18 protein-coding genes are annotated in these 13901 nt (G+C 34.9%); 9 read left to right on the plus strand and 9 right to left on the minus strand.

The genetic code is table 11. The features are described 5' to 3' along the window. Positions 1–442: 442 nt before the first annotated feature. The 4 genes from ACLBWW_RS25530 to ACLBWW_RS25545 all read right to left on the minus strand — a co-directional run bounded on the left by ACLBWW_RS25530 (position 443) and on the right by ACLBWW_RS25545 (position 3345). Positions 443–799, minus strand: a complete 357-nt coding sequence (locus ACLBWW_RS25530) for a YxeA family protein (protein ID WP_048563001.1) — start codon at positions 797–799, stop codon at positions 443–445. Between the two features lie 138 nt (positions 800–937). Further along, positions 938–1774 carry a YitT family protein gene (locus tag ACLBWW_RS25535; RefSeq protein WP_000248044.1) on the minus strand — a complete coding sequence of 279 codons (837 nt, stop codon included), beginning with the start codon at positions 1772–1774 and terminating at the stop codon, positions 938–940. Between the two features lie 117 nt (positions 1775–1891). Then, positions 1892–2221: a PH domain-containing protein gene (locus tag ACLBWW_RS25540; protein WP_048542920.1), complete on the minus strand. Its 330-nt coding sequence runs from the start codon at positions 2219–2221 to the stop codon at positions 1892–1894. 146 nt (positions 2222–2367) lie between these two features. Beyond that, on the minus strand, positions 2368–3345 hold the full coding sequence (locus tag ACLBWW_RS25545) for a LacI family DNA-binding transcriptional regulator (protein WP_048542922.1): 978 nt from the start codon (positions 3343–3345) through the stop codon (positions 2368–2370). Positions 3346–3650: 305 nt separating this feature from the next. Here ACLBWW_RS25545 and ACLBWW_RS25550 point away from each other — a divergent pair, with 305 nt between their 5' ends. After that, a complete protein-coding gene (locus tag ACLBWW_RS25550; RefSeq protein ID WP_068967834.1) occupies positions 3651–3746 on the plus strand; it encodes a DUF3948 family protein in 96 nt (31 codons plus the stop codon). A gap of 73 nt (positions 3747–3819) precedes the next feature. On the opposite strand, the gene ACLBWW_RS25555 is transcribed toward ACLBWW_RS25550, so the two are convergent. After that, positions 3820–4425, minus strand: coding sequence for a lysophospholipid acyltransferase family protein (locus ACLBWW_RS25555; protein WP_000277788.1), 606 nt, complete (start codon positions 4423–4425; stop codon positions 3820–3822). A 336-nt stretch (positions 4426–4761) separates the two neighbouring features. Here ACLBWW_RS25555 and ACLBWW_RS25560 point away from each other — a divergent pair, with 336 nt between their 5' ends. Then, the gene (locus tag ACLBWW_RS25560; protein ID WP_068967835.1) at positions 4762–4854 is read left to right on the plus strand and encodes a DUF3948 family protein; all 93 of its coding nucleotides are present in this window, start codon (positions 4762–4764) and stop codon (positions 4852–4854) included. A gap of 60 nt (positions 4855–4914) precedes the next feature. On the opposite strand, the gene ACLBWW_RS25565 is transcribed toward ACLBWW_RS25560, so the two are convergent. After that, positions 4915–5055, minus strand: a complete 141-nt coding sequence (locus tag ACLBWW_RS25565) for a YrzO family protein (protein ID WP_000894064.1) — start codon at positions 5053–5055, stop codon at positions 4915–4917. 21 nt (positions 5056–5076) lie between these two features. Further along, positions 5077–6045 (minus strand): DMT family transporter, encoded by a 969-nt coding sequence (locus tag ACLBWW_RS25570; RefSeq protein WP_048542927.1) that lies wholly within the window; start codon positions 6043–6045, stop codon positions 5077–5079. 127 nt (positions 6046–6172) lie between these two features. Between ACLBWW_RS25570 and ACLBWW_RS25575 the strand changes: the two genes are divergently transcribed. Both ACLBWW_RS25575 and ACLBWW_RS25580 read left to right on the plus strand, forming a co-directional pair. Then, positions 6173–7039, plus strand: coding sequence for a LysR family transcriptional regulator (locus tag ACLBWW_RS25575; RefSeq protein WP_048542928.1), 867 nt, complete (start codon positions 6173–6175; stop codon positions 7037–7039). A 255-nt stretch (positions 7040–7294) separates the two neighbouring features. Further along, positions 7295–7396 carry a DUF3948 family protein gene (locus tag ACLBWW_RS25580; protein ID WP_001060018.1) on the plus strand — a complete coding sequence of 34 codons (102 nt, stop codon included), beginning with the start codon at positions 7295–7297 and terminating at the stop codon, positions 7394–7396. A 65-nt stretch (positions 7397–7461) separates the two neighbouring features. Here the strand turns inward: ACLBWW_RS25580 and ACLBWW_RS25585 are convergent, their stop codons facing one another. Next, on the minus strand, positions 7462–8409 hold the full coding sequence (locus ACLBWW_RS25585) for a helix-turn-helix transcriptional regulator (protein WP_098068814.1): 948 nt from the start codon (positions 8407–8409) through the stop codon (positions 7462–7464). 134 nt (positions 8410–8543) lie between these two features. Here ACLBWW_RS25585 and modA point away from each other — a divergent pair, with 134 nt between their 5' ends. From modA to ACLBWW_RS25600, 3 genes are all read left to right on the plus strand, one after another. After that, the gene (modA, locus tag ACLBWW_RS25590) at positions 8544–9350 is read left to right on the plus strand and encodes a molybdate ABC transporter substrate-binding protein (RefSeq protein ID WP_048542930.1); all 807 of its coding nucleotides are present in this window, start codon (positions 8544–8546) and stop codon (positions 9348–9350) included. Between the two features lie 5 nt (positions 9351–9355). Next, positions 9356–10030 (plus strand): molybdate ABC transporter permease subunit, encoded by a 675-nt coding sequence (modB, locus tag ACLBWW_RS25595; protein ID WP_098079464.1) that lies wholly within the window; start codon positions 9356–9358, stop codon positions 10028–10030. A 301-nt stretch (positions 10031–10331) separates the two neighbouring features. Then, entirely contained in the window at positions 10332–11183 is an 852-nt protein-coding gene (locus ACLBWW_RS25600; protein WP_048528634.1) for a GRP family sugar transporter, read from the plus strand. 238 nt (positions 11184–11421) lie between these two features. On the opposite strand, the gene pnuC is transcribed toward ACLBWW_RS25600, so the two are convergent. Next, positions 11422–12054 (minus strand): nicotinamide riboside transporter PnuC, encoded by a 633-nt coding sequence (gene pnuC, locus ACLBWW_RS25605; RefSeq protein WP_048542934.1) that lies wholly within the window; start codon positions 12052–12054, stop codon positions 11422–11424. A gap of 187 nt (positions 12055–12241) precedes the next feature. On the opposite strand from pnuC, the gene proC reads away from it, so the two are divergent. Both proC and ACLBWW_RS25615 read left to right on the plus strand, forming a co-directional pair. Continuing rightward, complete coding sequence (gene proC, locus ACLBWW_RS25610) at positions 12242–13045, plus strand: pyrroline-5-carboxylate reductase (RefSeq protein ID WP_048542936.1); 804 nt, start codon at positions 12242–12244, stop codon at positions 13043–13045. Between the two features lies 1 nt (position 13046). Further along, positions 13047–13880, plus strand: a complete 834-nt coding sequence (locus ACLBWW_RS25615) for an aldo/keto reductase (RefSeq protein ID WP_048542938.1) — start codon at positions 13047–13049, stop codon at positions 13878–13880. Positions 13881–13901 lie beyond the last annotated feature (21 nt).

Below are 13901 nucleotides of genomic sequence, written 5' to 3' on the forward strand. Positions count from 1 at the left end.
AGCCTCATCTAAATACAGATGAGGGCTATTAAAAAGTAGTTGGTTTTTCATTCTTCATTAATATTACAAACAGAAAGTAATACAGTGAGACTTTCTAATTACACTATATGAAATTCACTATCTTTTAACCATCGAATTACATTACAGAAGACTTACATGTTTGTAAGCTATGTGTAATGTAATTCGATAGTTTCTCTTACCTATATCTCGTACAATAAAGTTAGAAAGCAAGCCAAATAAGAAGAACACTCACATAACCAAATTACATTGCTAGTAGCTACTCTTCTTATACCTTTCACTCATGCTACTACAATGTACCCCCTTCCCCTTTATATAACAAAAAGAGCCTTAGTCCATATGGACTAAGGCTCTTTCATGAACCCTAAAATACCCCTACCTAGTATTTTTATTTTCGACAAAAAATAGGTGGGGGTATAATCTGCTATCTCATCGTTAAAAGTTTACTCTTCGCATTAATAGGAATATTTACAGCTTCAATTTCTTCAATCGCCTCTCCGTAGCGTCCTTTTGCATACACCTTTAACGCTTCATCTCTCTTTAACATATGCTTAACAGTCTTCTTTATTTTTTGTTCTCTTCCACGTTCGTCAAATGCAATAAATTCATATTCATACCACTCATCACCAATATGCTGACCAATTGTATTCACGACCGTATAATATTCTTTCGTCTTATAAAGTGGATTATATTTATCGATAACTGGTCCAAGTTTCGTAGGCAGTAACATTACTACTATCACTATCATCGCTATTATAGTAGTGATCATTTTTTTCTTCATAATCAATCTTCCTCCTCTGCAGGATATATATACATCTATTTTAAAAAGAAGGAATAAAATCTACTATTGAATCTCATTACATTACACTTACATTATTGTAAGAATTAAAAAAGATGAACGAATTTACTCGTTCACCTTTTAGCTCGCTTTAAAGCCACCTCCAAGTACATCGCGTACATCATGAATAACAACGAAAGCATCTTCATCTACTCGACTAATAACCTGCTTTAACTTAACAAGCTCTTGTTTATTTATAACAACATATAATACTTCTTTATTTTTACCAGTATATCCGCCGCGTCCTTCTAATACAGTAACACCGCGTGTCATGTTTTTCGTAATAGTTTCACGGATTAAATCCGGTTGATTTGAAATGATTGTAACAGCTGTTTTTGTATCCATTCCTTCTACAATGAAATCAATCACTTTCGCTCCGATGAATACTGCAACAAGTGTGTACATTGCTTTTTCTTGCCCTATTATAAATACAGAACCAGCAATTACTACAATATCAATAATAAGTACGCCTTTACCAACGCTCCATCCTAAATATTGATTGGCTAACCGAGCTAAAATTGCCGATCCTCCTGATGTACCTCCAGCTTTGAACATACAGCCTAATCCGACACCGACAAATAAGCCAGCGAATAGAGCTGCTAATAACGTATCACTATTTACATGATACTCAATATGTTCCGTAACATATAAAAACAAGGATGTTTCTACAATCCCTAAAATTGTATAAACCATCGTTTTCTTATCAAAAAATTTATAACCAATAGCTAGTAAAATTGCATTTATAGCAAAGTTTACAATCCCCGGTGACCAATCAAATAAATAGTACGTAACAACCGTTAAACCAATAATTCCACCCTCTGATAAACGGTTTGGAATTGCAAAGTAATTAATACCAATTGCGAATAATAATGAACCAATTGTAATTAGTGTTATTTCCTTTATACGTTGATTAACCATAGTTCATACCTCCCCCCATTTGACATTGTATCACTATCTCCTAGAGGTTTAGAAGTTGTTTTTATTGCGCATTTTTACTCTTACAGATCGGGATATTATGTTTAAACAAAGGGGTGATTAATTATTCATATTCGCTCTAACTGTACGGACAAATTGCTCCACATTCCCCTTCTGAATATACTTAGCTCGAATGGTTTCATGATTACAAGTACATTCGAAATGCGGACGAAAATCTATGCTATCTATATGCAAATATGAATAATCTTTAAATGTTGCAGGATAGTATGGAAATTTCCCATAAAAGAGAAGACGTCTAGTAGTAGCAGCAAAAATCCCTTGTTGATACGATAGCGTAAAATTATCCTTCTCAAATATCCCTACGACAAAAGCCAAAATCTTTTCATCATCCTCTATATGCTTTTTCATACTCAATAAAAGTTCATTCATGCATATCCCTCCAAATACTATTCTTGAAAAGAATCCATGGATTATTACAGACCGGTGTAACTCCTTTATAAAGTATGAAACGCGTTTCCTGTCAAAGATATTTCAAAAAATAATCCGTTATGCAATTTACACATAACGGATTAAAACTAAACAGTAGAGCGTTCCACAAGTTCGTATGGAATTTCCACCTTTTCTTGTTTAGAACTCTCACCACTTATTTGCCTATAAAACATTTCAAAAGCCTTTTTACCTATCTCCTTTAAATTTTGATCAATGGTTGTAAGCTGTAACACTTGCGAAATAGGTTGATTATCAAAGCCAATAATCGCTAAATCCTCAGGAACTTGAATACCTAATTTTTCAGCTTCTGTCATAACCCCAATCGCAACTTCATCTCCTGCTACTATTAATGCTTCGGGAAGATGCTGCATCCCCTTTAATTTATGAGCCACTTTCACACCATCTTCTAATGTAAAACATTCTGTAAAAATCCATTCTTCATTCACTTCTTCATCTATAGCTTGCAATTGCTGTTTATAAACATCAAAACGTTTTTGACTACTCGGACCTAATTTCCTTCCCGTACAATAACCAATTTTTTTATAACTTTTCTCAATCAAATAATCCATTCCTAATTGAAAAGCTGCCGAATGATTCGTATATACACTTGAGATATTTGAAATATCATTATCTTCACAAGCAACGATTGTCCCATAGGAAGCATACGGCTCTATCGTTTCCCAATCATTCGCACGAGAACAAATAATAAGGCCATCCAATTGTTTTGTTTTTAACATATGTAAACTTTTCATTTCTTCTTTTTTATTATAATTCGTTTGGCAAAGTAGCACTCTGTAATTATGAGCTAACGCCACCTCCATCATCCCGCCCACCATCGCATCAAAACATGGATGATTAATATACGGTAAAATAACACCAACAATATTCGTTTTCCCTTTTGATAAATGAACAGCATTTGCGTTTTGTGAGTAATTCAACTTCTCAACTATCTCCATAACCGCTTTCCTTTTTTCTTCACTTACATATGGATGATCATTCAATACTCTCGAAACAGTCGTAACTGAAACTCCCGCCATCTTTGCAATATCTTTAATATTGGCCATACACTCACCTCTACTTTTAACTTAATGAATTCCACGAACATATGTCAAACTTTCTCATCATTACACCTTCATTCGTTTTTCTTACAAAAGTGTAATTTTCCTGTAAGCTAATTCGATAGTTACTATCCTCAATATTTCATACAATTAAGTCAGAAACAGGACAACAACTATTCGAAATGGAGCGGATTCATATGATGAACAAAATGAAATCAAACAATTTTTTAAATACAATGGACATGGTATTTTCCGCTCTAATCGATGCTAAAGCTGTTGCTTCTACATTAAACAAGTAAGGAGAATGTATGATGAAAAACATCACTTTTAACAAATTAGATTTTTTAGGACTAGCTAGTGGCTCTCTTCTTCTTACTGCTTTTATTTACGCCGCTACGCTTGTATAACTTTTGTGTCCCCTTTCCCCTTTATTATAAATAGTAATAGAAAAGACGACCGTCTATGCCCGGTCGTCTTTTCTTACTTTTGATTTGATTGCAAAGTTTCCTTTAGCTCATCAAACTTCTCATTTAATTGATCTGTCATCATTTTCATAGCTGTCTTTCGATCTATTTGTTCTTCAGCATCAATTTGAATTGGGTCGCCAAAAATTAATTGTGCCTTTTTCCCTTTTATTAATTCTTTTACACTTGATGGACCAACATAAGCTGCCGGTACTAACGGGACATTAGAACGCAATGCAATCGTAACAGCCCCAGCTTTTAATGAAACGTCTTCTGTTGATCGTGTCCCACTCGGAAAAATCCCTACTACTTTCCCTTCTTTTAATAGGCGTGACGGAATTTTGAGTGTACTCGGTCCTGGATTCGCACGATCTACAGGGAATGCATTCACATTTTTAAAGAACCAATTTTTGAACTTCCCTTCAAATAACTCTTTTTTTGCCATGTAATGAATTTGGGTCGGGTACATCCCTGTAGCTAACATTAATACATCCATAAAACTTGTATGTGTACATGCAACAACATATGGGCCACCTTCTGGTAACTTTTCTCTTCCTTGCACTTCTACTTTCCCAGCTGTTTTAAATATATATTTCAACAAAAATGTAATTGGTTTATACATTTGTTTCGTTCCTTTCTGAATATCCGAATTATAATCATTTTCTTATAACGATTATAACACTAAGTTTTAGGAGTTGGTAATAATTTTAAGTATTAATTGTTACATTTCAATTCTTACAAAAGTGTAACTTTCTTGTAAGCTAATTCGATAGTTACTTCCCCAAATATTTCATACAATTAAGTCAGAAAGAAACAACAACTATTCGAAAAGGAGCGGATTCATATGATGAACAAAATGAAATCAAACAATTTTTTAGATACAGTGGGCATGGTATTTTCCGCTCTAATCGATGCAAAATCTGTTGCTTCTACATTAAACAAGTAAGGAGAATGCATCATGAATAACATCACTTTTAACAAATTAGATTTTTTAGGATTAGCTAGTGGCTCTCTTCTTACTGCTTTTATTTACGCTGCTACGCTTGTATAACTTTGTGTCCCCTTTCCCCTTTATATAGAAAAAGACGACCGTCTATGCCCGGTCGTCTTTTTACATTTTTCTTTCTTTCAATTCTTTTAAAAGCTGTATCAGCTCAGCTTGTTGTTTTATCTTTTTACGACCATTTCGGTTAATTGCTGCAAGCTCGCAGGCAACTCCGACGGCGAAGAAAAACAATAAACTTTCTAACATGTGAAATCCTCCAATTGCCTATTAAACAGCTTGACGTAATTGCTCTTCTTGTAAACTTCGCTTGTTTATATTTTCTTCTTTTCTCTGACAAACGTTATTGCGAATAAGTGCTGCAATAACAAGTAAAGTCCCTATAATATCAAACATTGTTATTCGATATCCTTGCATCATCATAATAACTAAAGTCGTGATTGGTACAAAATTAATAAATAAAATCCCATTAATGGACGATAAAATTTTCACACCGTAATTCCAAGCAAGTAACGCTACGATACCTGGTAATGTCATCATAAACAATAAATCATATTTCACGATAGAAATCGTTCCCATACTAGGAACCGATACATATCCAAACGATGTAATGATTACAGTTATAATCCCTGTGACAGTCGTACCGAATACACACGTCAACGTAGAATAACGTAATGTTGACCAATCGCTACACGTTTGACCACCCATCGTATAAATAACCCAACCTACAACCCCTACAAATATAAAGGCCAGCGAAAACATGTTATCTTTCAATGTTAAAAAGAAACTCATATCACCTTTCGTAATAACGAATACAGCCCCTACAAAAGCGATAATCATGCTCGTTATCATATACTTTTTCGGTTTTACATGCTTATATCCCCATAGAATACAAATAGAAATCATCGGCATCAGTGCTTCCATAATGGAGGCTACCATCACACCTGATTTCCCCATTAACATTTGACCTAAAAATATAAGTACATTATATACAGTAAACGCCATCGTTCCGAAAAAGACGAGTAACTTTCCTCTTCCCTCTAAACGAAATGCCTGTTTTCCTTCTTTCATTAACAATAATACAATCAGTACGATCGCCACCGCTCCATAGCGAATAAGCGAAAAATAAAATGGATCTATGTATTCTAGCGCATGATCAGCAACCGGAAACATCGCTCCCCACGACATACTTGCAATTAAACATGCTAAAGCCCCTATTATCATTTGACCTTTTTTCACCACAATCCCCCACTTCTTTCTATTTGCACAAAGAGAATTGTAAAAGAAAAAATATATCACGTAAAATGATTCAAAATGATGTTAACTATCATTTATAATGATAGTTAACATCAAGGAGGATCACATTATGGAATTAAGAGATTTACAAATCTTCCAGAACGTTGCCGACAAAGGTAGTGTAAGCGGCGCAGCAAAGGAATTAAATTACGTACAATCAAATGTAACTGCACGTATTAAACAACTAGAGAACGAACTAAAAACACCGCTCTTTTATCGTCATAAACGAGGCATGACTTTAACAGCTGAAGGAAGAAAAATGCTCGTTTATGTTAATAAAATTTTGCAAGATGTTGACGAGCTAAAACAAGTATTTTTAGATAGTGAAACTCCCTCTGGCATATTAAAAATCGGTACAGTCGAAACAGTAAGTACATTACCTACCATTTTATCTTCTTACTATAAACGCTATCCGAATGTCGATTTATCATTACAAGCGGGTCTAACAGAAGCATTGATTAGAGAAGTACTTGATCATCAATTAGATGGTGCCTTTATATCAGGTCCTATTAAACACCCACTAATTGAACAATACGATGTTAGTACAGAAAAATTAATGCTTGTAACACAAAATAAAGCTTTTCATATAGAAGAATTTACAACAACGCCCCTACTCGTTTTTAACCAAGGATGTGGATACCGTTCCAAACTAGAACGATGGCTTAAAGATGAAGGTTTGCTCCCAAAAAGAATTATGGAATTTAATATATTAGAAACGATATTAAACAGTGTTGCACTCGGCCTTGGAATTACACTCGTACCACAGTCTGCTGTCCACCATCTTTCTAAAGCTGGTAAGGTACATTGTCATGCAATCCCTGAAAAATATGGTAGTATTTCAACGGTTTTCATACGCCGTAAAGATAGTTATATGACGAATTCAATGCGTAGCTTTTTAAAAACAATTGAAGAGCATCATCATATCAATATGCTGTAAAAGACATTCTTACATGAATGTCTTTTTTTCTTACAAAAGTGTAAGTCTTCCGTAAGCTAATTCGATAGTTGCAGGCAATCATATTTCCTATAATTAAGATATAAAGCAGGGCAACAACAAATCGAAAAGGAGCGGATACGCATGATGAACAAAATGAAATCAAACAAATTTTTAAATACAATGGGCATGGTGCTATCCGCACTTGTCGATGCAAAAGCTGTTGCAACTACATTAAACAAATAAGGAGAGATTATAATGAACAACATTACTTTCAACAAATCAGACTTTATCGGACTTGCAAGTGGAGCTACTCTTCTTACAGCTTTCATTTACACACTTGCTCAAGGTCTTGTTTAATACTTTGTTTCCCCAAACCCCTTTATATATAGAAAAAGCTGCTCGTCTTATAGACAAGCAGCTTTTTAGTTTATTTCATATATAATTTGACCTGTTTTCGTCATATCGTATCCGCCAATTGCTTTTAATTCATTATGAAATTCTTCCGATTGCAGAATGCCTTTCACGACTTCAATCAGCTCTTCATTTTCTTTATTCTTCAAAATCACCAAATCGTACTGTTCTTTCATGATTGGAATAAAATCTACATTTACAATTTGCGAAAACTTTTCTGATCCTACTCCCACATCAGCTTTTCCATTCGCAACTTGCGTGGCAACACCAAGATGGTTTGATTCTTCCCATTCATATCCACTAATACGTTCTTTATTTAACTTTTGGATGCGCAATTGTTCATCGACTAACACCCTAATACCAGAACCTTTTTCTCGATTTACAAATCGTGTAGATGACTGAGATAAATCAGCCCATGTTTTTATATTTTTCGGATTTCCCTTTTGCACATAAAATCCAACGTTTCTTGCTAATAAATTAATCATCGTACATGGTTGTCCCACTAAAATACGTTTTACGTAAGGAACATTATATGTACCCGTTTCACCATCAAACAAATGCAGACTAACGATACTTCCTTCTCCTTGATACATTTTTATTAAACTCGTTAAACTACCTTGATATGCCCTTAATATATTTGAACTTGGCAGGCGGTTTTCTATACGCTTTGCCAACATATCTAACGTTAGTTCTTGTCCGCTAATAATACATGTATCCAAGCCTCTACTATCTTCGCTCTTTACAGGAGTGCCTTGTATTTTCCCTGTTTTCATTTGCTTTATATATTGTTCTAAATCTGTTGCATCAATGCGCATCTGTCTACCAATTCTATAAGAAGGAAGTTCTCCTTTTTTAATTAGATCGTATACAGTTAATTTTGATACCTTTAATCGCTTCGCTACTTCTTCCGTTGTGTAGGAATGATGATCCATAGACGATTCCTCACTTTCTTCCTTCATTGTAACAAAGAAAAGAATATTTCTCCTATATTTAAAAACAACTACATCGTTCAAATTATATTCAATTATAACTAGTTATATCTAGTTATAATTAGTTATAATTAAATATGTCAAAACGAAAGGGGATTTTTTTTATGAACAAATTTACATTACGATCCATCGGAGCACTTATACTTTCTTTTCTTCTTATATTTAGTGCTGCATGTACAAGCGGCGAAAAGAAAGAGAAATCAACTGCTAAAGAAGGAAAAGCAGTTGAACTTACTATATCAGCTGCTGCAAGCTTACAAGATGCACTAAAAGAAATTGAAACAAAATATAAAGAAAAAGAACCTAATATTAAACTTTCTTTTAACTTCGGTGCTTCTGGTGCACTTCAACAACAAATTGAACAAGGCGCACCTGCTGATTTATTCTTCTCAGCAGCCGAAGATAAATTCCAAACTCTTGTAAAAAAAGGATTCATTAATGAAAAAGAAGGGAAAAATCTTCTTGGAAATGAACTTGTTCTAGTTGTCCCAAAAGATAGTTCTCTTACGAAAATTCAAGATTTAAAAGATGAAAAAATTAAGAAAATCGCACTTGGTACACCTGAATCTGTACCCGCAGGAAAATATGCAAAGGCTTCTCTCACGCATGAAAATCTTTGGAATGACATTCAAAATAAAATCGTATTTACAAAAGATGTTCGCCAAGTGTTAACATATGTAGAAACAGGTAATGTCGATGCTGGTATTGTATACAAAACAGATGCTCTTATTTCAAACAAAGTAAAGATTGGTGAGACAGCAGCAGCTACTTCGCATGAGCCAATTCACTATCCTTTAGGTGTTATAAAAGAATCTAAGCACAAGAAAGAGGCGACTTCATTTTATGAGTATTTGCAGTCAAAAGATGCACAATCTATCTTTAAAAAATATGGATTTACAGTCCTATTATAATTGCCATGAGCTTTGATGCTATTTTTTCACCAATCTTTCTATCTATACGAGTAGCTGCATGCGCCACCATTATCGTTACAATTTTAGGGACGATTATCGGACGGGCGTTAGCACGCTCCTCATGGAGATATAAAGTACTATTAGAAACTATTTTCTTATTACCAATGGTACTTCCGCCAACTGTAATCGGCTTTTTTCTCATTATCATTTTTGGAAATAATAGTCCCATTGGAATGTGGATAGAATCAATATTGCAGCAGTCCATTATGTTCACATCTACTGCTGCAATCATCGCTTCTACAGTTGTTGCATTTCCGCTCATGTACCAATCAGCAAAAACAGGATTTTCTATTGCGAATGTACAAATTGAAGAAAGTGCTCGTGACCTTGGTGCAAGTGAATATCAAGTTTTTCTACACGTCACACTTCCGCTGGCATTTCCCGCCTTACTAAGCGGAATGATTTTGAGCTTTGTTCGTGCGCTCGGTGAGTTTGGTGCTACACTCATGTTTGCTGGGAACATTCCTGGTAAAACACAAACAATCCCAACTGCAATTTATATGGCGATTGATGCAAGTAATATGCAGCTCGCCTGGACACTTGTAGTTATCACTATTAGTATGTCACTCCTATTTCTACTATGTATTCAGCTTATTAATAAAAGAATTACTAACTCTTAAGGCAGCTTTTTTGGAAGCTGCTTTTTTATTTCTTAGGAAATAAAAATATACCACCGGGAAATAACTGAATTTTACCTTTTATTAAAATATACATTTTATTTGAATTCACTTTCTAAAATAGGCAATTTCCTGTTATTATATGGAGGTGTTTCAAAAAATGAAGAAATGAAAACGCATTTATATCGTGAATTCTTCATCCTGTTTTAGCGATCGGTAATCTTCTACTCTAGTAGTGGTGCATTACCGATCGTTAGAACGATATGTAATTATATTGGTATAGAAAACCGAAGGGAGTCTTGTAATGGACATTTTATTAGCGCTTCTTCCTGCAATTGCATGGGGAAACATCTTATTAGTAAGCGTAAAAATGGGCGGTGGTGCATATAGCCAAACGGTAGGTATGACAATCGGTGCTCTATTCTTCGCAACAATTATGTATGTATTTACTCAACCAGCTTTAACAATGACAATCTTAATTGTTGGTTTTATTTCAGGTTTATTCTGGGCTTTAGGACAAGTAAACCAATTAAAAACAGTTGAAAAACTAGGTGTTTCAACTACTGTAACGATTTCTACTGGTATGCAACTTGTTGCAACTTCTATCTTTGGGGTTATCGCTTTCCGTGAGTGGACTACTACAACAACGATTGTTCTGGGAACGATTGCAATCCTATTAATCGTAGTTGGTGTTGTATTCACATCACTAGATGACAAAGAAAATGCGCAGCCACCAGGACAATTGAAAAAAGGACTTCTTACTTTAATTGTTTCTACTTTCGGTTACCTTGTATATGTAATTATTATTCGTTGGTATAACATCGATGGTTGGTCTGCTATTTTACCACAAGCAGTTGGTATGTTTGTTGGTGCAGTTGTACTGACATCTAAACATAAACCATTTAACAAATATGCAATCCGTAATGCTTTATCTGGTTTACTATGGGGAACTGGAAACTTATTCCTACTTCTTTCATTACCACGTGTCGGAGTAGCAACAAGCTTCCCATTATCTCAAACTGGAATCGTTATCTCAACATTCGGTGCGATTGTCTTTTTAGGTGAAAAGAAAACAAAACGTCAATTGATCTTTATTGCACTAGGTAGTGTTTTAATTATCGGCGGCGCTGTATTGTTAGGTATGACAAAAGCATAAACTTATAATCTATTAATAAACCCCTGAAGCATATGTGCTTCAGGGGTTTTTCTCTTTCAATTGTTTTCTAAATATAATTATTTACATGTCCCTGTCTTTTATCCCGCTTTAACGGGCAGTAAGACCCCCACCTCAAAATTCAGCGAAAGCAAAGAATTTAGGTGGAGGATCAACTGCCCATAAAAGTCCGATTGGTGAAGGCTAATAATCAGTGGGGGATGAAGAAAACCCCCACTGATTAAAGTTTCACTTTATAGTTGTTCTTCCACTCTAGTAAACCAGCTACACATATAAAGAGATTAATAACAGCTAATATTAGCATGACGTATAAACCTGTGGAAATATAAATCACAATGCTAACCACGTTATACAAAATCCATAAATACCAGTTTTCTAAAATTTTTCGACTTAGCATAAATTGAGCTACTAATCCTAGTACAGCATTTAAAGCATCTAAATATGGACTAGTTGATTCTAAATAACGGATTTGATAATAGCCCCAACCAATCCAAGCAACTAACATAAAGATTATATAAATAGTCCACCCTTTTACACCTAAACGAACTGTTGCTTTTACCTCTTCTCCCCCACTACGTGCAATCCAATAATACCAACCATATACATTAAATATAAATTGAAAGGCTGCCAATACTGCCATTGCATATAAACCTTGCGTAATGAAAATATACAGAAATACCGCAACCGTAATCATGCCAAACAAAAAGTTAGATACCTTTTCCCTCGCTAATAACCAAACATTAATAATCCCCATAACCGATGCGAAAATTTCAATATAACTCGATTGAATATAAAATCCAACCAATACGCAAATAATACTAGAAATAAATAAAAAAAGCGGACTTCTGACCATGATCATCTCTCCCCAGATGTATAATAAATTCCCTATCACCAGTATAAGTAATAGCTCTTTCCTTTACTATAAATTTACTCCTTCTCGTTATCCATTCCATCTACGGTAAGTCTTTTCTTTTTACAAAATTCTCTTAAAGATGGTATCGTTTTTTATAACATATCTCCACTAGAAAGGAATAAAGGATATGCTAACTAAACATCGAATTCTATTTATTGGTGCTGGTCGTATGGCAGAAGCTATATTTTCCGGATTACTTAAAACAAGCAAAGAATACATCGAAAAAATTATCGTTTCTAACCGCAGCAACGTAGAAAAGCTAGAACAATTACGAGCGCGATATAATGTGTCTATCACAACAGATTGGAAGCAGCATGTTACATCTGTTGATACGATTGTTTTAGCAATGCCGCCTTCTGCACATGAAGAATTATTAGCGGAGCTATCTCCGTTACTATCGAATCAACTTGTCGTAACGGTAGCTGCTGGCATTGGTCCATCTTATTTAGAAGCTAGACTCCCTAAGGACACGCCTGTTGCTTGGATTATGCCAAATACAGCTGCTGAAATTGGCAAGTCTATCTCCTTATATACAACGGGACAATCAGTAAACGAGATGCATCAAGAAACCTTGCAACTCCTTTTAAGAGGCATTGGTACTTCACAACTTTGTACTGAGGAAGAAGTTCATCAGCTTACTGCAGTTACTGGAAGTGCACCAGCTTTCCTTTATTACTTTGCTGAAAGCTTGATTGAAGCAACAAAAAGTTATGGAGTCGATGAAGCAACTGCCAAACACCTTGTCATTCAAATGATTTCTGGCTCTGCTTCTATGCTTGAACAAACGCAAGATCCAACTAACCTCCGCGAACAAGTAACAACACCAGGTGGTTCCACAGCTGAAGGTCTCAAAGCTTTATATGAATATAATTTTTCAGAGGCAATTCAAAAAGCAGTAGAAGCAACAAACAAAAAAGCTAGGGGGAAATAATATGAGTTTAACAAGTTTAAAAGACTATACTACATTACATAACGGTGTAAAAATGCCTTGGTTCGGTTTAGGTGTTTTTAAAGTAGAAGATGGTTCAGAAGTAATTGAGTCTGTAAAATCAGCAATAAAAAATGGCTACCGCAGCATCGATACTGCAGCAATCTATCAAAACGAAGAAGGCGTTGGACAAGCGATCCGTGAAGCAGGTGTTCCACGTGAAGAATTATTTATTACATCAAAAGTATGGAATAGCGATCAAGGATATGAAACAACACTTCAAGCATTTGAAACTACATTAGAAAAATTAGGTCTAGAATATTTAGATTTATATTTAGTACATTGGCCTGTAAAAGGGAAATATACTGAATCATGGAAAGCGTTAGAAAAACTTTATAAAGATGGCCGTGTTCGTGCTATCGGTGTGAGTAATTTCCACATTCACCACTTACAAGACGTATTTGAAATCGCTGAAATTAAGCCAATGGTCAATCAAGTGGAATACCACCCACGTTTAGCACAAGAAGAATTACACGCTTTCTGTAAAGAACATAACATCCAGCTTGAAGCTTGGTCACCATTAATGCAGGGACAACTATTGGATAACTCCACATTACAAGACATTGCGACAAAATATAATAAATCAACTGCACAAATTATTTTACGCTGGGATTTACAAAATGAAGTTGTAACAATCCCTAAATCTATTAAAGAACATCGCATTATTGAAAATGCAAATATATTCGATTTTGAATTAAGTGCTGATGACATGAAAGCAATTCAAGCTCTAAATGAAGATCGTCGCGTTGGTCCAGATCCAGATAACTTTAACTTCTAGTAGAAAAACCACTGCCATATG

Source organism: Bacillus sp. M5A3_1b, from assembly GCF_053345335.1.

What these genes read in the sequence shown, in the direction of transcription:
- ACLBWW_RS25530 (WP_048563001.1), bottom strand. Translation starts at nt 799, where the DNA reads ATGAAGAAAAAAATGATCACTACTATAATAGCGATGATAGTGATAGTA.
- ACLBWW_RS25535 (WP_000248044.1), bottom strand. Translation starts at nt 1,774, where the DNA reads ATGGTTAATCAACGTATAAAGGAAATAACACTAATTACAATTGGTTCA.
- ACLBWW_RS25540 (WP_048542920.1), bottom strand. Translation starts at nt 2,221, where the DNA reads ATGAATGAACTTTTATTGAGTATGAAAAAGCATATAGAGGATGATGAA.
- ACLBWW_RS25545 (WP_048542922.1), bottom strand. Translation starts at nt 3,345, where the DNA reads ATGGCCAATATTAAAGATATTGCAAAGATGGCGGGAGTTTCAGTTACG.
- ACLBWW_RS25550 (WP_068967834.1), top strand. Translation starts at nt 3,651, where the DNA reads ATGAAAAACATCACTTTTAACAAATTAGATTTTTTAGGACTAGCTAGT.
- ACLBWW_RS25555 (WP_000277788.1), bottom strand. Translation starts at nt 4,425, where the DNA reads ATGTATAAACCAATTACATTTTTGTTGAAATATATATTTAAAACAGCT.
- ACLBWW_RS25560 (WP_068967835.1), top strand. Translation starts at nt 4,762, where the DNA reads ATGAATAACATCACTTTTAACAAATTAGATTTTTTAGGATTAGCTAGT.
- ACLBWW_RS25565 (WP_000894064.1), bottom strand. Translation starts at nt 5,055, where the DNA reads ATGTTAGAAAGTTTATTGTTTTTCTTCGCCGTCGGAGTTGCCTGCGAG.
- ACLBWW_RS25575 (WP_048542928.1), top strand. Translation starts at nt 6,173, where the DNA reads ATGGAATTAAGAGATTTACAAATCTTCCAGAACGTTGCCGACAAAGGT.
- ACLBWW_RS25580 (WP_001060018.1), top strand. Translation starts at nt 7,295, where the DNA reads ATGAACAACATTACTTTCAACAAATCAGACTTTATCGGACTTGCAAGT.
- ACLBWW_RS25585 (WP_098068814.1), bottom strand. Translation starts at nt 8,409, where the DNA reads ATGAAGGAAGAAAGTGAGGAATCGTCTATGGATCATCATTCCTACACA.
- modA (WP_048542930.1), top strand. Translation starts at nt 8,544, where the DNA reads ATGAACAAATTTACATTACGATCCATCGGAGCACTTATACTTTCTTTT.
- modB (WP_098079464.1), top strand. Translation starts at nt 9,356, where the DNA reads ATGAGCTTTGATGCTATTTTTTCACCAATCTTTCTATCTATACGAGTA.
- ACLBWW_RS25600 (WP_048528634.1), top strand. Translation starts at nt 10,332, where the DNA reads ATGGACATTTTATTAGCGCTTCTTCCTGCAATTGCATGGGGAAACATC.
- pnuC (WP_048542934.1), bottom strand. Translation starts at nt 12,054, where the DNA reads ATGGTCAGAAGTCCGCTTTTTTTATTTATTTCTAGTATTATTTGCGTA.
- proC (WP_048542936.1), top strand. Translation starts at nt 12,242, where the DNA reads ATGCTAACTAAACATCGAATTCTATTTATTGGTGCTGGTCGTATGGCA.
- ACLBWW_RS25615 (WP_048542938.1), top strand. Translation starts at nt 13,047, where the DNA reads ATGAGTTTAACAAGTTTAAAAGACTATACTACATTACATAACGGTGTA.